The 22,030-nt window shown below is 71.4% G+C and carries 14 protein-coding genes; 8 read left to right on the forward strand and 6 right to left on the reverse strand.

Features of this window, described 5'->3' with window-relative positions; translation table 11 throughout:
- Positions 1-70: 70 nt before the first annotated feature.
- Together treS and ACZ4TV_RS10160 are read right to left on the reverse strand one after the other, a co-directional pair.
- Complete coding sequence (gene treS / locus ACZ4TV_RS10155; RefSeq protein WP_468132688.1) at positions 71-1,801, reverse strand: maltose alpha-D-glucosyltransferase; 1,731 nt, start codon at positions 1,799-1,801, stop codon at positions 71-73.
- Positions 1,798-3,792 carry an alpha-1,4-glucan--maltose-1-phosphate maltosyltransferase gene (locus ACZ4TV_RS10160; RefSeq protein ID WP_468132690.1) on the reverse strand — a complete coding sequence of 665 codons (1,995 nt, stop codon included), beginning with the start codon at positions 3,790-3,792 and terminating at the stop codon, positions 1,798-1,800. Before ACZ4TV_RS10160 ends, treS begins: the two co-directional genes overlap by 4 nt.
- Before the next feature lie 475 nt (positions 3,793-4,267).
- Between ACZ4TV_RS10160 and ACZ4TV_RS10165 the strand changes: the two genes are divergently transcribed.
- The 4 genes from ACZ4TV_RS10165 (at position 4,268) to ACZ4TV_RS10180 (ending at position 9,909) form a co-directional block, all read left to right on the forward strand.
- Positions 4,268-5,287 (forward strand): AraC-like ligand-binding domain-containing protein, encoded by a 1,020-nt coding sequence (locus ACZ4TV_RS10165; RefSeq protein WP_468132692.1) that lies wholly within the window; start codon positions 4,268-4,270, stop codon positions 5,285-5,287.
- 52 nt (positions 5,288-5,339) lie between these two features.
- Complete coding sequence (locus tag ACZ4TV_RS10170; protein WP_468132694.1) at positions 5,340-6,209, forward strand: hypothetical protein; 870 nt, start codon at positions 5,340-5,342, stop codon at positions 6,207-6,209.
- Positions 6,210-6,481: 272 nt separating this feature from the next.
- Entirely contained in the window at positions 6,482-9,118 is a 2,637-nt protein-coding gene (glgP, locus tag ACZ4TV_RS10175; protein ID WP_468132696.1) for an alpha-glucan family phosphorylase, read from the forward strand.
- A 281-nt stretch (positions 9,119-9,399) separates the two neighbouring features.
- Complete coding sequence (locus ACZ4TV_RS10180) at positions 9,400-9,909, forward strand: hypothetical protein (RefSeq protein WP_468132698.1); 510 nt, start codon at positions 9,400-9,402, stop codon at positions 9,907-9,909.
- A gap of 108 nt (positions 9,910-10,017) precedes the next feature.
- Here the strand turns inward: ACZ4TV_RS10180 and ACZ4TV_RS10185 are convergent, their stop codons facing one another.
- Positions 10,018-12,285 (reverse strand): M4 family metallopeptidase, encoded by a 2,268-nt coding sequence (locus tag ACZ4TV_RS10185; RefSeq protein ID WP_468132700.1) that lies wholly within the window; start codon positions 12,283-12,285, stop codon positions 10,018-10,020.
- A gap of 381 nt (positions 12,286-12,666) precedes the next feature.
- On the opposite strand from ACZ4TV_RS10185, the gene ACZ4TV_RS10190 reads away from it, so the two are divergent.
- Positions 12,667-14,142, forward strand: a complete 1,476-nt coding sequence (locus ACZ4TV_RS10190) for a sugar transferase (RefSeq protein WP_468132702.1) — start codon at positions 12,667-12,669, stop codon at positions 14,140-14,142.
- 21 nt (positions 14,143-14,163) lie between these two features.
- On the opposite strand, the gene ACZ4TV_RS10195 is transcribed toward ACZ4TV_RS10190, so the two are convergent.
- Positions 14,164-15,108: a GDP-L-fucose synthase family protein gene (locus tag ACZ4TV_RS10195; protein WP_468132704.1), complete on the reverse strand. Its 945-nt coding sequence runs from the start codon at positions 15,106-15,108 to the stop codon at positions 14,164-14,166.
- 234 nt (positions 15,109-15,342) lie between these two features.
- Here ACZ4TV_RS10195 and gmd point away from each other — a divergent pair, with 234 nt between their 5' ends.
- From gmd to ACZ4TV_RS10210, 3 genes are all read left to right on the forward strand, one after another.
- Positions 15,343-16,356, forward strand: a complete 1,014-nt coding sequence (gene gmd, locus ACZ4TV_RS10200) for a GDP-mannose 4,6-dehydratase (protein WP_468132706.1) — start codon at positions 15,343-15,345, stop codon at positions 16,354-16,356.
- A 248-nt stretch (positions 16,357-16,604) separates the two neighbouring features.
- Positions 16,605-19,382, forward strand: coding sequence for a CBM96 family carbohydrate-binding protein (locus ACZ4TV_RS10205; RefSeq protein WP_468132708.1), 2,778 nt, complete (start codon positions 16,605-16,607; stop codon positions 19,380-19,382).
- Between the two features lie 100 nt (positions 19,383-19,482).
- The gene (locus ACZ4TV_RS10210) at positions 19,483-20,157 is read left to right on the forward strand and encodes a hypothetical protein (RefSeq protein ID WP_468132710.1); all 675 of its coding nucleotides are present in this window, start codon (positions 19,483-19,485) and stop codon (positions 20,155-20,157) included.
- A gap of 126 nt (positions 20,158-20,283) precedes the next feature.
- Here the strand turns inward: ACZ4TV_RS10210 and ACZ4TV_RS10215 are convergent, their stop codons facing one another.
- A complete protein-coding gene (locus tag ACZ4TV_RS10215; protein WP_468132712.1) occupies positions 20,284-21,402 on the reverse strand; it encodes a glycosyltransferase in 1,119 nt (372 codons plus the stop codon).
- Positions 21,399-21,938, reverse strand: coding sequence for a WcaF family extracellular polysaccharide biosynthesis acetyltransferase (locus tag ACZ4TV_RS10220; protein WP_468132714.1), 540 nt, complete (start codon positions 21,936-21,938; stop codon positions 21,399-21,401). Before ACZ4TV_RS10220 ends, ACZ4TV_RS10215 begins: the two co-directional genes overlap by 4 nt.
- Positions 21,939-22,030 lie beyond the last annotated feature (92 nt).

The following is a 22,030-nucleotide window of genomic DNA, read 5'->3' on the forward strand; positions in this document are numbered from 1 at the left end:
GTCGGGTCAGGATGATCCGTACAGGGGCGGGCGGTTGACCCATTCGAGCGGCCCGCCCCGTACCCGGCCGCTACTCGGAGCGCTGAGCGGACCGCGCTTGGGTCCGCACTTCGGTCCGCAGCCGGAACCAGTAGAAGCCGTGTCCCGCCAGGGTCAGCAGGTACGGCCACTCGCCGATCGGCGGGAAGCGCACGTCACCCGTGAGCTCCAGCGGGACCCGCCCGTTGAACGACCGCAGATCCAGCTCGGTGGGCTGCGCGAAGCGCGAGAAGTTGTGCACGCACAGCACCAGGTCGTCCCCGAACTCGCGCAGGAACGCGAGTACCGCCGGGTTGGACGACGGCAGTTCGGTGTACGAGCCGAGTCCGAAGGCGGGGTTGGCCTTGCGGATCTCGATCAGCCGCCGGGTCCAGTGCAGCAGTGAGGAGGGCGACGCCATGGCCGCCTCGACATTGGTGACCTGGTACCCGTAGACCGGGTCCATGATGACCGGCAGGTTCAGCCTGCCCGGATCGCACGAGGAGAAACCGGCGTTGCGGTCCGGAGTCCACTGCATGGGGGTGCGGACGCCGTCGCGGTCGCCCAGCCAGATGTTGTCGCCCATGCCGATCTCGTCGCCGTAGTAGAGCACCGGCGAGCCCGGCAGCGACAGCAGCAGGGCGGTGAACAGCTCCATCTGGTTGCGGTCGTTGTCCAGGAGCGGGGCGAGCCGGCGCCGGATGCCGATGTTGGCCCGCATCCGCGGGTCCTTGGCGTATTCGGCGTACATGTAGTCGCGTTCTTCGTCCGTGACCATTTCGAGGGTGAGCTCGTCGTGGTTGCGCAGGAAGATGCCCCACTGGCAGCGGTCCGGGATCGCCGGTGTCTTGGCCAGGATTTCGGAGACGGGGTAGCGGGATTCTCTTCGTACGGCCATGAAGATGCGGGGCATGACGGGGAAGTGGAAGGCCATGTGGCACTCGTCCCCGCCCTTCGCGAAGTCCCCGAAGTAGTCCACGACGTCCTCGGGCCACTGGTTGGCCTCGGCGAGCAGCACGGTGTCCGGGTAGTGCGCGTCGATCTCCGCCCGGACCCGCTTGAGGAGCTCGTGCGTGCGCGGCAGGTTCTCGCAGTTGGTCCCCTCCTCGGCGTACAGGTACGGGACGGCGTCGAGCCGGAACCCGTCGATGCCGAGGTCCAGCCAGAAGCGCAGGGCGGAGATGATCTCCTCCTGCACGGCCTTGTTCTCGTAGTTGAGGTCCGGCTGGTGCGAGAAGAAGCGGTGCCAGTAGTACTGCTTGCGTACCGGGTCGTAGGTCCAGTTCGAGGTCTCGGTGTCGACGAAGATGATGCGGGCGTCCTGGTACTGCTTGTCGTTGTCGGCCCACATGTAGTAGTCGCCGTACGGGCCGTCCGGGTCCTTGCGCGACTGCTGGAACCACTCGTGCTGGTCGCTGGTGTGGTTCATGACGAAGTCGATGATCACGCGCATGCCGCGGGTGTGGGCTGCGTCCACGAACTCCACGAAGTCGGCGAGGTCGCCGAACTCGGGGAGCACGGAGGTGTAGTCGGAGACGTCGTAGCCCCCGTCGCGCAGGGGTGAGGCGAAGAACGGCGGCAGCCAGAGGCAGTCGACGCCGAGCCACTGGAGGTAGTCCAGCTTGGCGGTGAGCCCCTTGAGGTCCCCGACGCCGTCGCCGTTGCTGTCGTGGAAGGAGCGGACGAGGACCTCGTAGAAGACGGCCCGCTTGAACCAGTCGGGATCGCGGTCCTTCGCGGGGGTGTCCTCGAACGTGTCGTGGACGGGATCGTTGATCATCATGTGGTGGGTGACCCTCCGGTGGGCGGGGACGGTCGCAGAGCGGCCAGTACGTGCGCGGGCGTGCGGCCCGGCTCTAGGCGCACGTAGTTCGCCCTGCCCCAGTGATAGGTCTCGCCGGTGAGCTCGTCGCGCACCGCGAGGGACCCGTGCCAGTCGAGGCCGAGTACCGGCATGTCCAACGACACCGTCGCCTCCTGGGTGTGGTGCGGATCGAGGTTGACGACCACCAGTACGGAATTGGCTCCGGCGTGCTTCGAATAGGCGATCACCTGTTCGTTGTCGGTCGTGTGGAAGTGGATGTCGCGCAGCTGCTGAAGTGCCGGATTGCGCCGGCGCAGCCGGTTCAGGGCGGTGATCAGCGGGGTGATACTGCGGCCCTCGCGGTCGGCGGCGGCCCAGTCGCGCGGCCGGAACTCGTACTTCTCGGAGTTCAGGTACTCCTCGCTGCCCTCGCGCACCGGGCTGTTCTCGCAGAGCTCGTAACCGGCGTAGACCCCCCAGGAGGGGGAGAGGGTGGCGGCGAGGACCGCCCGTACCTCGAAAGCGGGACGGCCGCCCTTCTGCAGGTACTCGTGCAGGATGTCCGGCGTGTTGACGAAGAAGTTCGGCCGCATGACCGAGGCGGAGTGGGTCGAGGAGAGCTCGGTCAGGTATTCGGTCAGCTCGGCCTTGGTGTTGCGCCAGGTGAAGTACGTGTACGACTGCTGGAAGCCGACGGAGGCCAGCGCGCGCATCATCGCGGGACGGGTGAAGGCCTCGGCCAGGAAGATCACGTCGGGGTCGGACTTGTTGATGTCCGCGATCACCTTCTGCCAGAAGACCACCGGCTTGGTGTGCGGGTTGTCCACCCGGAAGATGCGGACGCCGTGGTCCATCCAGTACCGCAGGATCCGGCACGTCTCCTTGACGATGCCGGCCATGTCGGTGTCGAAGTGGACCGGGTAGATGTCCTGGTACTTCTTCGGCGGGTTCTCGGCGTACGCGATCGTTCCGTCGGCGCGGTGACGGAACCATTCCGGGTGCTTCTCCACCCAGGGGTGGTCGGGGGAGCACTGCAGGGCGAAGTCCAGCGCGATCTCCATGCGCAGCTCGCGGGCGCGCGCGACGAAGGCGTCGAAGTCCTCGATGGTGCCCAGCTCGGGGTGGACGGCGTCGTGCCCGCCCTCAGTGGAGCCGATGGCCCACGGCACGCCCGGGTCCCAACTCCCGGCCGACAGCGTGTTGTTCGGGCCCTTCCGGTACGTGCTCCCGATCGGGTGGATGGGCGGCAGGTAGACCACGTCGAAGCCCATCGCGGCGATCGCGGGCAGTCGCTCCGCGGCGGTCCGGAAGGTGCCGCTGACGGGGGCCTCGCCGGGCTCCAGCACCGCTCCCTCGGAGCGCGGGAACATCTCGTACCAGGAGCCGAAGAGGGCCCGCTTGCGCTCGACGAGCAGGGGAAGCGGCTTGGAGGCGGTGACCAGCTCCCGGTAGGGGCGCCTGGCGAGCGCGGCGTCCACGGCGGGGTCCAGGGCGGCCGCGTACCGTTCGGCGGCCGGCCGGTCCTCGTCCCGCATGATGTCGGCGGCGCTCAGCACGGCCTGGCGGCCGTCGCGCTTGGGAATCCGGGTGCCGGCCCGCTCGTAGAGCTCCGCGCCCTCCAGCAGCATGAGCCCGGTGTCCATCCCGGCGGGGATCTTGATCGCGGCGTGGGCCCGCCAGGTGGCCACCGGGTCGCTCCACGCCTCGACGGTGTACGTCCACCTCCCCTCGACCTCGGCGGACACCCTGGCCCCCCACCGGTCGGTGCCGGGGGCGAGTTCGCGCAGCGGCACGGGGGGCCGCAGCCGCCCGCTCGGATCGCGAAGGACGAGGTGCGCGGCAACGGCGTCGTGCCCCTCGCGGAACACGGTGGCGGAGATCTCGAAGACCTCGTCCACGACCGCCTTTGCGGGTCTGGCGCCGCAGTCGACGGCGGGGCGGACGTCCAGCACGGGAATGCGACCGATCATGATGGGCTCACCTGGGGGCAGTTCGCGGGACTCGGTGACAACAGGCCAGCCAGTATCACGGCTGGTAGTGCACGCTCTGTTCGCTCTGTTTCTAGCCGCTCGGTGGACGGCTGCGCTGCGGGCATGGCCGCTCCTGTCCGCGTTCACTCGGGTGGCGGGGAGAGGGTTTGTGGGCGGGTGCGCCGTGCGTGTACGACGTGTACCCGGGGAGCCCTTCCCACTCTCACCCCGCCCAATCCGCCCGCTTGGTTAACTACTCGTACGTAGTGGCACGGGCAATACCAAGCCCCGGGTCGACATCCGACGGGGCTCCGTCAAGTCGGCCGGGACTAGGTGACGTAGGGGCGGACACCACCAGTCCCAGGGGTCTCCCGGGTCCCTCGCGGACCGTCGCCGCGGCCGCACAGGGCACAATGAGCCCTTGTCCCGAGAGGCCGGGAGTACGCACGTTCCGGGGGTGAAGATGTGGGCGAAGATGTCCTCCACTGCTGTGCCGGAGGCCGACAGGTTCGAGTGGTTCGCCGACATCGTCGCCACCGCGCTGGCGCCGACGCAGCTCCACGAACCCCCCGTCGCCGGATTCCGGGCGGAGGCCGCCGCGCTCGAACTGGACGCCGTACAGCTGTCGACCTTCGCGTGCACCCCCGTGCAGTCCCGGCGCACGGCGGCGCAGGTCAGGCAGAACGACCCGGAGAGGTACCAGTTCTCGCTCATCACGGGATGCCCCATGTGGATGACGCAGAACCGCAACGAGTCCGAGCTGACCGCCGGCGACATGGTGCTCCTGGACACCTCGCACCCGTACGCGGCCGGTGCCCGGGCCGGGGGTGACAGCCGGACCGGGGGCGACGTCCGGACCGGAGGTGACGCGATCCGGAATATCGTCATACAGATGCCCAGGAGCGCGCTGCCCCTCCCCGCCGACAGGATGGACCGGCTGCTCGCCCAGCGGATCTCCGGAGAGACCGGGATGGGCGCGATCCTGGCCCAGTTCATGCGCTCCCTCGGATCACACGGAGCCGAATGCGGTCCCCAGGACCTCGCCCGGCTGGGAAGGGTCGCGGTCGACCTGGTCACCGCGTGCCTGGCCGAGCGCAGCGACACCCACGACGAGCTCCCCTCCGAGTCGCGCCCCCGTGTCCTGATGGAGCGGATCAACGCCTTCATCGAGCACAACCTGGGCGACCCGGACCTGACCCCACAGGCCATCGCGGCCCGCCACCACATCTCCGTGCGCCGCCTGCACCTGTTGTTCCAGGACCAGGAGGAGAGTGTCGCGGCCTCCGTCCGGCGGCGCCGTCTGGAACGCTGCCACGCCGACCTCTCCCGGCCCGAACTGCTCGGCCGCCCCATCCACGCCATCGCCGCCCGCTGGGGCTTCGCCAACGCGGCCGCCTTCAGCCGCGCCTTCCGCGAGGCGTACGGCATCAGCCCCAGCGAACAGCGCGCGTACGCCGAGGCGGCGGTCCGGCCGCACCCGGGGTCGTCGCCGTAGGGGAAGCTTCCGGCCCCGGGACGCGCGCCGTTCGCGCGAGGGACAATGCCCCATGGACTCGCAGGCACTGCACGCATGGATCGGCGCACGGCTGCGGGCGGCCGACCCCCGGCTGCGGGAGGCGGCCGCACGGGAGGCGGCGGCCGCGGTGTGGGACCCGGACCAGGAGCGGTACCTGGCCTCCGCGCTGGCCGACGCCGCCTGCCGGGAGGACGATCCGGCCGCCCTGGCGGCGGAGATCGACGCGCTGCCCGCCGTCGAACCGGCCCTGGACGACGCCGCGCTGAACCGACTCGCCGGGCTCGCCGCCGGATCCCCGGTGGCGGCCGCGCTGCTCGCACGGGCGGCGCGGCTGCAGATCTCCGGGCCGGCGGAGCCCATCGGCGACGCGACGCGGGTCCTCGTGCGCTGCCTGCGCGGAATCCCGCACACCGGGCTCCCGCTGCGCACCCCGGGCGGGGCATGGGTGGTGCTGGAGCGGATCGACTTCTACGGGAGGGCCGTGGACCGGCTGGATCCCGGCTGCACGGCGCGGGTGTTGCTGTCGGGCTGCGGCGCGCGCGGACTGGCCGAATGGGACCGCCTGGACGCCGAACCCCGGGCACGGGAGTCCGTACGGGGCCTGCGCGCGCCCGACCCCCGGCTGCGGGAGCGGGCAGCCGAGGAGATCTCGGACCGGCCGGACTCCTGGGCGCCCGAGGTGGGCCGCTACCTGTGCGGCGCGCTGGCCCGGGCCGCCGTACGGGAGCCGGACCGGGACGCGCTGGAGTCCCAGCTGAACGCGCTGCTCCAGCTGGGCGTCCACCTGGCGGAGCCCGCGTACGCCCTGCTGCGCACGCTGGAGCGCGCCGCGCTGCCCGAGGTGCTGCGGCCGTACCTGGACGACCTGTTGGAGGCGGGCCGGCCCGATGCCGTGCGATGAGACACCCGCCGCGCCCGGGTCTGCGCACGCGAGGGACGCCCGGCGGGGGCGGCCACCACGTACCTTCCACGGCGGTCCGAGCGCGTCCTCCCGTACATCCGTTCCGTGGCGGACCTCACCGGCGCGGGTTGCCGCGGGGGTCCTCGAAGGCCGCCCGGCGGGAGGCGCCATGGCCCGAACCGGCGGGCGTCGCTAGCCTTCCCGGGGTGATGCGCGGGTGCACAGCGTGGTGCGGCCGCTCCGATCCGCAATCCCCTGCGAAGGTGGAACGTGTGAAGGCTATCCGTCGATTCACCGTGCGCCCCGTCCTCCCGGAACCCCTGCTGCCGCTCACCGGCCTCGCGCGCAACCTGCGCTGGTCGTGGCATACAGAGACCCGGGAACTCTTCCAATCCGTCGACCCCGAGGGCTGGCAGGCCGCCGGCGGCGACCCCGTCCGGCTCCTCGGCGCGGTCTGCGCCGACCGGCTCGCGGAACTGGCCGGAGACCGCCGGTTCCTGCGGCGGCTCGCCGTCGCCGCCGCCGACCTCGATGACTACCTGAACGGCGGGAGGTGGTACCAGAGCCGGGAGAACGGCGCGGAACTGCCCGCCGCCATCGCCTATTTCTCGCCCGAATTCGGGATCACCGCCGCCCTGCCGCAGTACTCCGGCGGCCTCGGCATCCTCGCCGGGGACCACCTGAAGGCCGCCAGCGACCTCGGCGTCCCGCTCATCGGAGTGGGACTCCTCTACCGGCACGGCTACTTCCGGCAGTCGCTGTCCCGCGACGGCTGGCAGCAGGAGCACTACCCCGTCCTCGATCCCAACGAACTCCCGCTCGGCCTGCTCCGCCAGGACGACGGGACCCCCGCCCGGGTCTCGCTGACCCTGCCCGGCGGGCGCGCCCTGCACGCGCACATCTGGCAGGCCCGCGTCGGGCGGGTGCCGCTGCTGCTGCTGGACTCCGACGTCGAGGACAACGACGCCGCGGCCCGCGAGGTGACCGACCGGCTCTACGGCGGCGGCAGCGACCACCGGCTGCTCCAGGAGATGCTGCTGGGCATCGGCGGTGTCCGCGCCGTCCGGCTGTACTGCGGGCTCACCGGCCACCCCGAGCCCGAGGTCTTCCACACCAACGAGGGCCACGCCGGCTTCCTCGGTCTCGAACGCATAAGGGAACTGGAGCGGGAGCGCGGACTCGGCTTCGACGCCGCCGTCGAGGCGGTGCGCGCCGGAACCGTGTTCACCACGCACACCCCCGTCCCGGCCGGGATCGACCGCTTCGACCGGGCCCTGGTCGCCCGGCACTTCGGGGACGGCGGGGAGCTGGCCGGCGTACCGGTCGAGCGGATCCTGGAGCTGGGCGCCGAGAGCTATCCCGGGGGCGACCCGGGGGTGTTCAACATGGCGGTGATGGGACTGCGGCTGGCCCAGCGGGCCAACGGGGTGTCCACCCTGCACGGCGCGGTCAGCCGGGAGATGTTCGCCGGGCTGTGGCCCGGCTTCGACCCGGCCGACGTGCCCATCACCTCCGTGACCAACGGGGTGCACGCCCCGACCTGGGTGGCCCCCGAGGTGGTCCGGCTCGGCGCCCGCCAGATCGGCGCGGGCCGCACCGAGGACGCCCTGTCGGTCGGCGGTTCCCAGCGCTGGGACGCGGTCGCCGACATCCCCGACCAGGACGTGTGGGATCTGCGGCGGGTGCTCCGCGAGCAGCTGGTGCAGGAGGTGCGCGACCGGCTGCGGGCCTCGTGGCTCCAGCGCGGGGCCGCCGCCGCCGAACTGGGCTGGGTGGACTCCGTACTGGACCCCGACGTGCTGACCATCGGCTTCGCCCGGCGCGTGCCCTCGTACAAGAGGCTGACGCTGATGCTGCGCGACCCGGACCGGCTGCGCAGGCTGCTGCTGGACCCCGACCGGCCGGTGCAGATCGTCGTGGCCGGCAAGGCGCATCCGGCCGACGACGGCGGGAAGCGGCTCGTGCAGGAACTGGTGCGGTTCGCGGACGACCCGCGGGTGCGGCACCGGATCGTCTTCCTGCCCGACTACGGCATGGCCATGGCGCAGAAGCTCTACCCGGGCTGCGACGTCTGGCTGAACAATCCGCTGCGGCCGCTGGAGGCGTGCGGCACGAGCGGGATGAAGGCCGCGCTGAACGGCTGCCTCAACCTGTCCGTGCTGGACGGGTGGTGGGACGAGTGGTTCGAGCCGGACTTCGGCTGGGCCATCCCGACCGCCGACGGCCTCGGCGCGGACGAGGACCGGCGCGACCACCTGGAGGCGAACGCCCTCTACGAGTTGATCGAGGGGCGGGTCGCGCCCACGTTCTACGAGCGGGCCGGGAGGGCAGGGCTTCCGGTGCGGTGGATCGAGATGGTCCGGCGTACGCTCGCCTCACTGGGGCCGAAGGTGCTCGCCGGGCGGATGGTGCGGGAGTACGTGGAACGGCTGTACGCGCCGGCCGCGCTCGCCCACCGGGCCCTCACCGCCGAGGCGGCGCGCGACCTCGCCTGGTGGAAGGGGCGGGTCCGCGCGGCCTGGCCACGGGTCTCGGTCGACCACGTGGAGGCGCTGGCCGCGGCTCCCGTGAACGGCACCGCCGAGCTGGGGGCCACCCTGACCCTGCGGGTGCACGTGGCGCTGGACGCGCTGGCGCCCGAGGACGTGGAGGTGCAGGCCGTCGCCGGCCGGGTGGATCCGCAGGACGTGATCCGGGACGGGCGGACCTTCCCGCTCAAGCCGGCCGCGGGTCCCGACCTGGACGGGCACTGGGTGTACGAGGGCCCGCTCGCCCTCGACCGTACGGGGCCCTTCGGCTACACGGTACGCATCCTGCCGGCGCATCCGATGCTGGCGGCCCCGGCCGAACTGGGCCTGGTCGCGGCCCCGGTGGACTCGGACGCGGGGGGCGGCGTACTGCTCCGGTAGGACCGCCGCACGAGCGGTACGGGGGAGGTTCGGGAGCGGTACGGGGGCGGTTCGGGGGCGGGCGCTTCCGGGGGCGGGCGGCGGGTTCACCAGCCGTCCGTCCCCCACGGGCGTCGCGGCCCCCGCCGGGCCGAGCCGAGGCCGTCCGGCCGGGACCTCCTGGGTGAACCTTCGCACGCGCTGGGCGTGACGAATCGTTTCTGCTGACCCTTCCGCTCCTACGCTGCCCGCGGATGCCACCGGACCCTGCATCCGCGGAACCCGAGGAACGGACCCACTCCATGCGTCTTCGCACCACCGCCGCCGTGTTCGCCGGCGCTCTCGCGCTCGTCCTGCCCACCGCCGGCCCGTCGCTGGCCGACGACAACGGTGACAGCGCCATCGGCACGCTGCACTACCGGTTCGTGGACGAGCGCGGCTCCGAGCGGAAGGGTCAGCTCCGGCCCACGGGGAACGACACCTGCTACGTGCTGACGCGCACCTCCCGGGACGAGCCGGCCCTGGAGGTGCGCAACGACACGCCGTCGCTGGCGGTGCTCTTCGCCAACCGCAGCTGCAACGGCGAGGCGGAGAAGGTGCTGCGGCCGGGCGAGCGGGCGGGCGGAGTGGAGGTCGTCTCGGTCTTCTTCCAGTCGGCGGACGAGGACGACGAGGGCCGCGAGGACGAGGGGCGTGACGACCAGGGCCGTGGGGACCATGCCCTTCCGGACTACGGGCTCGGTGACTGGCTGGGCCGTGACGACAAGGACGGGGACGACTTCCTCGACGTCGTCTTCCGCGCCATCGACTGATCCCGGCTGCCCCCGATGGGGATGGAACAGGGCCGCCCGGGGAGGTCTTCTCCCGGGCGGCCCCGTGGTCTATCTGCTCAGCTGTCGCTCACACTGCCCCGGTGGGGGTCAGAAGGTGAGCTTCCAGCTGTCGATCTTGCCCGTGTCCAGGCTGGCGAGGTCCGCGACGCGGAGCTTCCAGACACCGGCCGCCACCTCGGAGGAGGCGTTCACGGTGAAGGACTGGACGATGTTGTCCGCGCTGCCGCCGGTGCGGTTGCGCAGGTTGTAGACGGTGCCGTCGGGGGCGACCAGGTCGACCCGGAGGTCACCGACGTAGGTGTGGACGATGTTCACGTCCACCTTGAGGGCGCTGGAGGCGTTGCCCGTGCGGTTCACGGTGATCGGTGACTCGACGGTCGCGTTGTCCGCGATCGCGTAGTCCGCGGTGTTCTCGAAGACGGTCTGCTGCTGGGTGCCGACCGTCCAGGTGAACGCCGCCGTACCGGTCTGGTTCTGTGCGTCCGTCACCGTCACGGTCACGCTGGACGTGCCCGCGGTGGAGGCCGTACCGGAGATCAGGCCGGTGGAGGAGTTGATCGACAGGCCGGCCGGCAGGCCGGTCGCCGCGTAGGTCAGCGCACCGGGGTTGGTGCTGGTGGCCTGGATCTGCAGGCTCACGGCGCTGCCCGTGATGGTGTTCTGGTTGCCCGGGTTGGTGACAGAGACACCGTTCACGATGCGCGGGCCGACGTTGATGGCTGCCCAGGCGTTGGCGGTGTTGTTGTACGTGGCCGAGCCGGCGCCGTACAGGTCGGCGGCCGCCTGCAGCGTGGCCGTACGGGCGCCCGCGTAGTTGGTGTTCGACTTGAACAGACCGGTCGTCAGCGCGCGGAACCAGATCTTCGAGGCGGCGTCGCGGCCGATCGGGGTGACCGGGAGTCCGTCGGAGGTCGGCGAGTCGTAGCTCACGCCGTTGATGACCTTGGCGCCGGAGCCCTCGGAGGCCAGGTAGTACCAGTGGTTGGCGGGGCCCGAGGAGTAGTGGACGTCGATGGAGCCGATGCCCGAGTACCACGCGTCCTTGGACGAGCCGTCCTTGCTGGGCTTGTCCATGTAGCGCAGCGGGGTGCCGTTGCCGCGGATGTCGATCTTCTCGCCGACCAGGTAGTCGCCGACGTCCTGGGCGTTGTTGGCGTGGAACTCCACGGCCGCGGCGAAGATGTCGGAGGTCGCCTCGTTCAGGCCGCCCGGCTCACCGCTGTAGGTCATGTTGCCGGTGACCGAGGTCAGGCCGTGGGTCATCTCGTGGGCGGCCACGTCGATGGAGGTGAGCGGCTTGGCGTTGCCGTCGCCGTCGCCGTAGGTCATGCAGAAGCAGGAGTCCTGCCAGAAGGCGTTGACGTAGTTGTTGCCGTAGTGGACCCGGGAGTACGGGGCCACGCCGTCGTTGCGCAGGCCGTTGCGGCCGTGCACGTTCTTGTAGTAGTCCCAGGTGAGGGCCGCGCCGTAGTGCGCGTCGGCGCCGGCCGTCTCCAGGTTGGCGGGCAGGCCGTTGCCCCAGATGTCGTCCGGGCCGGAGAAGAGCGTGCCGGTGCCGGAGGTGCCGCGGTTGAGGTTGTAGGTCTTGTGGGCGCCGCGGGCGGCGTCGGTCAGGTTCCAGCTGCTGCCCGACTGCGTGGTCCCGAGGGTCACCTGGCCGCTGTACTGCGTGTTGCCGGTGCCGGTCTCGACGGCCTGCCACTCGGTGATCTTGGCGCCGGTCTTGGCGTTGGTCACCACGTGCAGCTCGTTGGGCGTGCCGTCGTGCTGGAGGCCGCCGACGACGGTCTCGAACGCGAGGACCGGAGCGCCCTCGGCCGCCCAGATCACCTTGCGGGCGCTCTTGGAGGCCTTGGCCTCCTTGGAGCCCTCGGCGCCGGCGGCGGCAACGGCCTGACTCTCCGCGGCCGCCGGGGTGACGGTGGCGTCGGTGTCCGCGACCTTGATCTCGTGGTGGGTCGCCTTGGTCACGCTCTTGGTGACGCCGTCCTTGGCGTGGACGGTGAGGTCGCCGCCGAGCACCGGGAGGCCGTCGTAGGTGCGCTCGTACGTGGTGTGCGTGGTGCCGTCCGCATCCTGGACGACATCGCGGACGACGAGCTTCTCGCCACTGCCGAGGCCGAGCGCCTTGGCGGCCTGCGCGGTGGTCGAGTTGGCCTCGGCGAGGAGCGTCGCACGCTCCGAGGCGCTGAGTACGCGGTTGGCCGCGCCCGGGTTGGGCTTGGCGGCCGGGCTGGCCTGTGACGCGGTGGCGTCGGCGGTGGCGGAGCCGGTCTGTATGCCTACGGCGAGCAGGGCTGCCGCGGCTACGAGCGCGCCGGCCGCGGTGGCACGCCTCTGGGGGGTGGACCTCAACGCAGACTCCTTCTGCAAGGGGGGTTCCGGATGGCTGGGTGGGCCTCCGGGCAGAACAGGGCTGGTGCGATGAACGGTCGAAGAGTGCCACTTGCGGAGTTGAATGTCAGGGTCGCGTCAAAATGTTGGCCGGAAACGGTCCGTTGTTCGAAGATACGTATCCGGTATCCGAACTATTCACCTTCGTGTGCTGACGGGACGTCCAGCATTCGGAACGGCTGATACCGGTTGCTAACACTTGGGCAACAAGAGACCACGTTGACCCAAACGGCATTTGTCGTACGGGTGTTTGTCGTACTGTTTCCCGGTGCGGCAGATGTCCGTTGCCCGGGGAAGCCATGGACAGCCGCCACTGTCATAGACCACGTGCCAGGGGGGCCCATGAGGCATGTCCATTTTCCTGCGCAAAGAGTGGCCAGAACGGCCCGGGAGTCCGTTGCGCCCACACGGCGCCTCGGAGACAAGGCCCGTTGGTACCGCCCGGCCGCCGTCGCCGCCGATTTCCTCGGCGCCGCCCTCCCCGTAGGGCTCGTCTTCGACGCCGCACAGCAGGTCCGGCCCCTCTACTGCGCCCTCGCCGCCGCGCTGGCGTGGACCGGGGTGCAGGCGCTGCGCCGACGGTACGCGACCCGGGCGCTCGGGGAGTCCCGCGGTGTGCTGCCGGTCGTACATGACTGGCTGATTCTGATCGGTGTGCTCGCCGTGGCCCGCGTGGTGACCGAGGAGGCCACCCCGCGGCTGTCCGCCCTCGGCGCCCTGCTGCCCGCTCTGCTCATCACCGTCGCCTGCCACAAGCTGACCTACCGCCACCTCTCGGCCGCCCGCCGCGAGGCACAGGCCGTCAGCCGGGTCCTGGTCGTCGGCGAGCCCGACGCGGCCGAGGACGTCATCGCGCACCTCGCCGCCCGCACCGACCATCCGTACGTGGTCGTCGGCGTGGTCCCGGTCGGTGCCGGCTCGCTCGTCAGCGGGGTGCCCGTGGCGGCCCGGCTCGACGCGGCGATGCCCGGGGCCGCGAACGTCGACTCCGCGGCCGTGCTCGGTGCGGTCCGCAGCCACCACGCCGACCTGGTGCTGGTGGCCCCCGGCGCGCGGATCGCGGGGGAGCGGCTGCGCCGGGTCGCCTGGGCCCTGCACGACGCCGGCCTGGAACTCGCCGTCTTCCCCGGGCTGGTGGAGGTCTCGGTCAAGCGGCTGGAAACCCTGTCCGCGGGCGGCCTCGCCGTGCTGCGGGTCGCGCCGCCGGTCAGCCGCGGCGTGCAGACCCTGCTCAAGTCGGCCCTGGACCGGGTGGGAGCCGCGGCCGGGCTGCTGCTGCTCTCCCCGCTCTTCCTCGGGATCGTCCTGGCCATACGCTGCGGCTCGCGCGGCCCCGCCTTCTACCGGCAGCGGCGCATCGGCCGCGACGGGGTCCCGTTCGTCATGTGGAAGTTCCGCACCATGGTCGTGGACGCCGACGCCCGCAAGGCCGAACTGTCCGGGTCCAACGAGAACGACGGCCTGATGTTCAAGATGCGGCGCGACCCCCGGGTGACCCGGGTGGGCCGCCTCCTGCGCCGCACCTCCCTGGACGAACTGCCGCAGCTGGTCAACGTACTGGCCGGCGACATGTCGCTGGTCGGACCGCGCCCGCCGCTGCCGGAGGAGGTGGCGCAGTACGACGAGGTCGAGCTGCGCCGGCTCACCGTGCGGCCGGGGATGACAGGGCTGTGGCAGATCAGCGGGCGGTCCGACCTGTCCTGGGATGAAACGATTCAGCTGGACCTGCAGTACGTCGACAACTGGTCCTTCACCAGCGATGTCGATGTCATGGGCCGTACGCTCCGCGCCGTCGTCGACGGTCGCGGAGCGTACTGAGGGGGGCCCTGGGCCGTGCGATCAGCCCTGCTCGCGCCACCACGCGTACGTGGCGGCGATGCCGTCCCGCAGCGGGACGGCGGGCTTCCAGCCGAGCGAGGTCAGGCGGCCGACGTCCAGCAGCTTGCGCGGGGTCCCGTCCGGCTTCGAGGTGTCCCAGGCGAGCCGGCCCTGGAAGCCGGTCACCTCGGCGACGGTCTCGGCCAGCTCCTTGATGGTCAGGTCCTCGCCGCAGCCGATGTTGACGGGCTCGTCGCCGTCGTACGTGCTCAGCAGCACGGCGCAGGCGGCGGCCAGGTCGTCCACGTGGAGGAACTCCCGGCGCGGGGTGCCCGAGCCCCACAGGGTGACCTCCTCGCGGCCCTCGGCGGCGGCCTCGTGGAAGCGCCGGATGAGGGCGGGCAGGACGTGCGAGGACTCCAGGTCGAAGTTGTCGCCCGGACCGTAGAGGTTCGTCGGCATGGCCGAGATGTACGAGGCCCCGTACTGCTTGCGGTACGACTGGACCTGGACGATGCCGGCGATCTTCGCGAGGGCGTAGGCCTCGTTGGTCGGCTCCAGGGGGCCGGTCAGCAGGGCGTCCTCGCGGATGGGCTGCGGGGCCAGCTTCGGGTAGATGCAGGACGATCCGAGGAACAGCAGCCGGCCCACGCCGGCGGCGTGCGCGCCGCCGATGACACTGAGCTGGATCTGCAGGTTCTCCTCCAGGAACTGCACCGGGTAGGTGCTGTTGGCCATGATCCCGCCGACCTTGGCGGCGGCCAGCACGACGGCGTCCGGGCGAACGTCCTTGAGGTACGCCCCGGTCGCGGCGGCGTCGCGCAGGTCGAGGTCGGCGCGGCCCCGGGTGAGCACCTCGTGGCCGTCGGCGGTCAGCCGCCGGGCGACCGCGGACCCCACGAGGCCGCGGTGGCCCGCGACGAAGACGCGGGCGTTCGGGGGCAGGAGCGGCAGCGAACTTGTCATACCGCCGATGATGCCAGTCCGCTCCCGCGGGGGTGGCAGCAGTCCGGACCCGGCCCGGCCCGGCCCGGTCCGGCCCCTGCCTCTCGCCGTTTGCCGGGGCTCCGCCCCCGGACCCCGCGCCTGAAACGCCGGCGAGGCTGAATCTCTGCCGGACCGGGCGTGTACGGTTCCCCCTCGAACGGGTGGGGAGCCCCGCTGATCACAACTGACCGAAACCATCCCCAGGGGGACCGTATGGGCAAGACCGCACTGATCACCGGCGTCACCGGGCAGGACGGCTCGTACCTCGCCGAGCTCCTGCTCTCCAAGGGCTACACGGTGCACGGGCTCGTGCGGCGGTCCTCCAGCTTCAACACGGAGCGCGTCGACCACATCTACCAGGACCCGCAGACGGCCAACCGGTCCTTCGTCCTGCACCACGCCGACCTCTCCGACGGCGTCGCGCTGGTGAACCTGCTCCGCGAGATACGCCCCGACGAGGTCTACAACCTCGGCGCCCAGTCCCACGTCCGCGTCTCCTTCGACGCCCCGCTCTACACGGGCGACGTGACCGGCCTCGGCGCGCTGCGGCTGCTGGAGGCCATCCGGGCCAGCGGCGTCGACACCCGCATCTACCAGGCCTCGTCCTCCGAGATGTTCGGGGCCACCCCGCCCCCGCAGAACGAGGGGACCCCGTTCCACCCGCGCAGCCCGTACGGCGCCGCGAAGGTCTTCGCGTACTGGACGACGGTGAACTACCGCGAGGCGTACGACATGTTCGCCGTCAACGGGATCCTCTTCAACCACGAGTCCCCGCGCCGCGGCGAGACCTTCGTGACCCGCAAGATCACCCGCGCGGTCGCCCGCATCAAGGCCGGTCTCCAGGACCACCTCTACCTCGGCAACCTCGACGCAGTGCGCGACTGGGGCTACGCCCCCGAGTACGTGGACGCCATGTGGCGGATGCTCCAGCAGGACGAGCCCACCGACTACGTCGTCGCCACCGGCGTGGCCGCGACCGTCCGCGAGTTCGTCGAGTCCTCCTTCGCTCACGCGGGTCTCGACTGGAACGAGCACGTGCGCTACGACCCCAAGTACGAGCGCCCCAGCGAGGTCGACGCCCTCATCGGCGACGCGTCGAAGGCCCAGGAGCTGCTCGGCTGGAAGCCGACGGTCCTGGTGGCGGAACTGGCCCGGATCATGGTCGACGCCGACATCCGCCAGGTCGAGGACCAACTGGCGGGCGTGACGGTCCGCATCGACCGCTGAGGCCTTATATTTCCCCTACGGTTTGCCGTGTTCCGGTCATGCCTCCGCAGCTCCGCGTGGGTGTGGCCGGGGTAAACCTGCCGTATGTCCCTAGTGCGCCCTCCATGCTGAACCCTGTTGATTCCAAGTTGGTATGCAATGGGTCAAGTGAGGTGACCGGGCCCTCGCGCGAGCCCTAGTCTGCGCCAGTACATATGGCTGTTCGGATAGTTCCAGCCATCAAACCGGGCGATTGCCCTGGGGGGCTCATGCGTAGATCCAGAGGGCTGACTGCTGCCCTCGTCCTGTCACTGGCCGGTGCGGGCACCGGTATAGGCCTGGTGCTGATACCTCAGGCGTCCGCCATCACGCCGCCGGTGGCATTCACCGCCGACGAACTGCCGACCTGGCAGCCGAACGGCATCGTCTGGGCGATGGCCCAGGCGAACGGCACCGTCTTCGCCGGCGGTACCTTCTCGGCCGTCCGTCCGCCCGAGGGCGCCGCCGGCACCGAGCAGGAAGCGGTGAACTTCGTAGCGCTCGACGCGGCGACGGGCAAGCCCACCTCGTGCAAGCTCGCCTTCACCATCGGCGAGGGCAGCGCGACCGTGCGGGCGCTGGTCGTCTCGAAGGACCAGAAGACCCTCTACGCGGGCGGCTCCTTCGGCGCCGTCAACGGCACCCCGGTCTCCAGCGTCGCGGCGATCGACATCGCGACCTGCACCCCCAAGGCTTCGTTCCACCCGAGCTTCCCCGCCACCGTGCGCGCGCTCGCCGTCACCGACGACACCCTGTACGCGGGCGGCGACTTCAACGCCGTCGAGGGCCAGACCCGCGAGCGGTTCGCCGCCGTGGACGCCACCTCTGGTGCGCTCAAGCCCTTCGTCGCCAACGTCGACGAGCCGGGCCGTGCGATCGAGGTCACCCCCGACGGCAAGAACGTGCTGCTCGGCGGCGACTTCTTCACGGTCAACGGCAAGACCAGCCACGCCCTGGCCGTGGTCGACGCCGCCACGGGCGCGGTCACCAAGACCTACACCAACATCCCGTCGAACTCGGTCGTCAAGGACATCTCCACCGACGCCACCGGGTTCTACACGGGCAACGAGGGCTCGGGCGGCGGGGTCTTCGACGGCCGCATCGGCCTGAACCTGAGCGACTTCAACGAGAAGTGGCGCGACCGCTGCCTCGGCGCCACCCAGTTCGTCCTGCCGTACCAAGGCGTGCTTTACAGCTCCTCGCACGCGCACGACTGCTCCACCGAGCTGGAGTTCCCCGACGGCAAGCGGCACTTCCTGCTGGCCCAGCCGACCCACCACGAAGGCTCCGCCCCCGCGCCCGTGGACGGATTCGTGCGCGGCCCCGGCAAGCTCGGCTGGCACCCCACGGCCAACGACGGCCTCGGCGAGGGCATCGGCCCGCGCGTGATGGCCGTGGCCGAGAAGAACGACGTCAAGTACATGTGGGTCGGCGGCGAGTTCACGCTCATCAACGGCAAGGCGCAGCAGGGTCTGACCCGCTTCGCCTCCACCGGCGACCGCGGCGTCCCCACCACTCCGGTGGCGAGCGCCGCGAGCGTCAAGCCCGGCGAGGTCCAGGTCCGCTGGCGCACCAGCTACGACGCGGACGACAGCAAGCTGACGTACCGCGTCTACCGCAACGGCTCGGCGACCCCGGTCGCCACGGTCACCGCCGACTCCCTGGAGTGGCAGCGCCCCCAGGCCTCCTGGAACGACACCACGGTCAAGGCCGGCCAGTCGTACACCTACCGCGTGACCGCGACCGACGACGCGGGCAACACCAGCGCCCTGTCGGCCACCGCCTCGGTGACGGTCCCGACCTCGGTCCACTCGTACCCGAACCAGGTCCGCGCGGACGGCGCCCAGCTGTACTGGCGCTACGACGACACCGTCAGCCCGTACGTCGCCGACTCCTCGGTGTCCGGCAACACCAGCGGCATCCAGCACAACGCCCCGGCCCTGCGCCAGACGCCCGGCGCGGTCTCCGGCAGCAGCACGGCGATCGGCTTCACCGGCACGAACCAGCAGGTCTACAGCGACCGCCGCCAGACGGTCGGCAGCGCGTTCACCATCGAGACCTGGTTCAAGACGAACACCACGCGTGGCGGCAAGCTGATCGGATTCGGCAACAACACCACCCGCAGCAGCAGCTCGCACGACCGGACGCTGTACATGACCAACACCGGTCGCCTGGTCTTCGGCGTCTACAACGGCTCGGCCAGGACGGTCTCCACCGGTCTGCTCGACACGTACAACGACAACAAGTGGCACCACGTGGTCGGCACCCAGGGCCCCGGCGGCATCACGCTGTACGTCGACGGCCAGAACAAGGGCACGCTGAACACCACCAGCAACGCGAACTACGCGGGCTACTGGCACGTCGGCGGCGACACCCTCGCCGGCTGGCCGACCCGCCCGACGAGCAACTACTTCGCCGGCCAGGTCGACGAGACGGCCGTCTACCCGACGGCGCTCACCCAGGCCCAGGTCAAGAACCACTTCGACCTGGCCAAGGCCCCCACCGACACGGTCTCCGCGGTCAAGACGACCGAGGACACCTACATCAACCAGGGCGCCCCGAGCACGGCGTACGGCACGTCCACCTCGCTCGCGGTGCGCGGCACCTCGGCGTACGAGACGTACCTGCGCTTCGACCTGCCGGCCGCCCCGGCCGGTCAGGTCCTGAAGTCCGCCTCCCTGCAGATCAAGACCACCACGCAGGCGGGCGCCGGCACCGCCGACACCGTGTCGGTGGTCCCGGTCACCGGCACCTGGACCGGCGCGGGCACGACCTTCAACACCAAGCCCGCCCTCGGCACCACCCCGCTCGGCAGCATCGCGGGCGTGCCGGACGGCTCGGCGGTCCACAACGTCGAGCTGGACACCGCCGCGCTCTCCGCGGTGCTGGGCAGCAGCTACAGCCTGGGCCTGACGAGCACGGGCACCGACCCGCTGTGGCTCTGGTCCTCCGAGGCCACGGCGGCGGAGGGCACTCCGCAGCTGGTCCTCACCTTCGGCGCGAAGTAGCGACGACACCGAAGCAACCGCCTGACGGCGTGCGGGGCCCGGCTCTACGTGGCCGGGCCCCGCACTCCTGTCCCACCCCTGTAAGTACGGGAGCCATCCGATGTACCGACGCTCCGCAGCGGCCGCTGTCCTGCTCACCGCCGCCCTGACGCTGACCGCCTGCAGTTCGGGCGGCGACGAGGCCGACACCGGCGCGAAGGCGAAGCCTCCGGCCTCGTCGGCGGTCCCCGACCCCGCGGACGCCCCGCCGCAGTCGGCGCCCGCGGCCGACGCGAAGCCGACGGGGCCCGTCCTGCCCGACGCGAAGCTCATCCCGAAGACGGGCAGCTTCACGGCCCAGGAGAAGAAGTACCTGAGCGGGCGGGTCCCGGAGAAGATGGACCCGGCGGCCGTCCTGCAGAGCGGCCAGGAGGCCTGCCAGCGGGTGGAGCGCACCGCGAAGCGCGACAAGGACGCGGCGACCGGGGCCGTCATCACCGGGGAGATCCCGGGTGCGAAGGACGCGATCACGCACCTGTGCCCGGAACAGAAGCCGATCCTCGCGGCGGCGGAGAAGGGCTTCCCCGAGGGCCCCAGGCAATCACCCGCGCCCGGCTCCTACCGCGCGCTGACCCAGGCCACGAACTGCACCTGGGAGGCCAAGGCCAAGGACGGCTCGATCCTCGCCTCGGGCCCCGAGACCCCGCCCAAGGCGGGCGACAAGATCACCGCGACCATCCCGGCGGGCACGTCGGAGTTCAACTCGTCGGGCTGCTACGCCTGGACCCCCGCGTAAGCCTCAAACGCCGGCGGGGCTATCTTTCAGCCCCGCCGGCGTTTGAGGCGCGGGGTCTGGGGCAGCGCCCCAGGAAACGGCGAAAGGGCGGGGCGGGGAGAGAGCCCGCGCAGCGGCCCCGCCCCGCTAGCTCCGCAGGGCGGCGGCCTCGTACACCGGGAGCAGGGTGTCCAGGACCGACTCCATCGAGAAGGATTTCGCGGCCAGTTCGCGCGCCGCCGCCGAGACCGCCTGATTGGCCGCCGGATCCAGCAGCGCCAGGACGGCCCGCGAGACGCCCTCCGGGCCCGGATCCACCGCCAGGCCCGCGCCCGCCGCGGCGATGTCACGGGCCAGCCCGTTGGAGTGGGTCACCACCGAGGGGACGCCCACCGACAGCGCCTCCAGCACGGACATGGGGAACGGCTCGTCCACGGAGGGCAGGACGTAGACGTGGGCCCGGCGCAGTTCCGCCAGGACCTGCGCACCGGACAGCGCCCCCGGCACCGTGAACCGGTCCGTCAGACCCAGCGCCCCGATCCGGGCGCGTACGGCCCCCAGCTCGCCCTCGTCCGGCCCCGCGACCACGAAGTGCGCGTCCGGGTGCGCCGCGAGGACCGCCGGAGCCGCGTCCACGAAGTCCACCGGCCGCTTACGGGTCTGCAGCCGCGCCGAGTACAGGATCCGCGGCGGACCGCTCAGCGGCGGCCGCTCCTCCTGCGCCGGGGTCCCGTTGACCAGCCGGACCGCCTGCGCCAGCGGCGCGCCGACCACCGCGTCCAGCCCCTCGCGCTCGTGCGGGGTCAGGTACAGCACCGCGTCCGCGCCGCGCAGCAGCCGGCGTACCGCCACCGCGTCCAGCACCTTGGCCAGCAGCTTCTCGCTCGGGTCCACCATCCCGTGGGTCTGCAGCACCAGCGGCCGGCCCGCGCGCAGCGTCGCCAGGGCCACCGGCAGGGTCACCAGGTCACGCGCCAGGTGGACGTGCACGACGTCGGCGTCCCGCACCAGCCGGCCGGCCGAGGCCAGCAGCGCCGGCGAGGTCATCCCGCTGAAGCCGAGGGGCAGCAGCCGGCGGGCGGGGTACAGCTTCGCCGGTATGCCCTCCACGGCGGTGGGCCACGCGTCGAAGCCCTCGCCCAGTGCCAGCAGCCGCGCCTCGTGGCCCCGGGCCCGCAGCCCCTTGGTCAGGTTCAGCGCGACCCGGACCGGCCCGCCGAAGGCGTGCGAGGGGGAGTGCAGCGTCACGGCGTGCAGGACTCTCACTTCGGCTCCTCCACCGGGCGGCGCGCCCCGTCCTGGGTCTGCAGGGTCAGCGCGGGCAGGTCCTTGTGGACCACGGCTCCGGCCCCGGCCACCGCGCAGCGGCCCACCGTGACCCCGGCCAGCACGGTCGCCCGTACCGCCACCCAGGCGCCGTCCTCGACCGTGATCGGGGCGTTGCGGTAGCGGAAGTCGGCGGCCCGGTGGTCGTGCGAGCCGGTGCACAGCAGAGCCTCCTGGGAGAGGCAGACGTGCGAACCGATCGTCACCGGCTCCAGGTTCAGCAGCCAGGCGCCCTCACCGATCCAGGTGTGGTCCCCGACGGTGAGCTTCCACGGCCACAACACCCGCACCTTGTGCCGGATCAGCACGCCCTCGCCGATCCGCGCGCCGAAGGCCCGCAGCAGGGCCACCCGCAGCCGCGCCGGACAGAACCAGCTCATGAAGAGGGTGTTCATCACGGCGAACCAGAGGGCCTGCGTGAGCAGCCCGCGCCCCTTGTCGTATCCGGCCAGCGTGAAGGCAGGTAGGTCACGCAACTTGAAGCCCCGATCGTCCTCCCCCGGACTCCGTCCGTGGGGACCCCCCGCGACGCGCCTCCCCGGGCGCCGCCCGCTCAGACTAGACTGCG

Source organism: Streptomyces sp. NPDC028910, assembly GCF_055564955.1.

Coding starts and splice junctions, on each gene's coding strand:
- treS (WP_468132688.1), bottom strand. CDS start 1,801: ATGATGATCAACGATCCCGTCCACGACACGTTCGAGGACACCCCCGCG.
- ACZ4TV_RS10160 (WP_468132690.1), bottom strand. CDS start 3,792: ATGATCGGTCGCATTCCCGTGCTGGACGTCCGCCCCGCCGTCGACTGC.
- ACZ4TV_RS10165 (WP_468132692.1), top strand. CDS start 4,268: ATGTCCTCCACTGCTGTGCCGGAGGCCGACAGGTTCGAGTGGTTCGCC.
- ACZ4TV_RS10170 (WP_468132694.1), top strand. CDS start 5,340: ATGGACTCGCAGGCACTGCACGCATGGATCGGCGCACGGCTGCGGGCG.
- ACZ4TV_RS10180 (WP_468132698.1), top strand. CDS start 9,400: ATGCGTCTTCGCACCACCGCCGCCGTGTTCGCCGGCGCTCTCGCGCTC.
- ACZ4TV_RS10190 (WP_468132702.1), top strand. CDS start 12,667: ATGAGGCATGTCCATTTTCCTGCGCAAAGAGTGGCCAGAACGGCCCGG.
- ACZ4TV_RS10195 (WP_468132704.1), bottom strand. CDS start 15,108: ATGACAAGTTCGCTGCCGCTCCTGCCCCCGAACGCCCGCGTCTTCGTC.
- gmd (WP_468132706.1), top strand. CDS start 15,343: ATGGGCAAGACCGCACTGATCACCGGCGTCACCGGGCAGGACGGCTCG.
- ACZ4TV_RS10205 (WP_468132708.1), top strand. CDS start 16,605: ATGCGTAGATCCAGAGGGCTGACTGCTGCCCTCGTCCTGTCACTGGCC.
- ACZ4TV_RS10210 (WP_468132710.1), top strand. CDS start 19,483: ATGTACCGACGCTCCGCAGCGGCCGCTGTCCTGCTCACCGCCGCCCTG.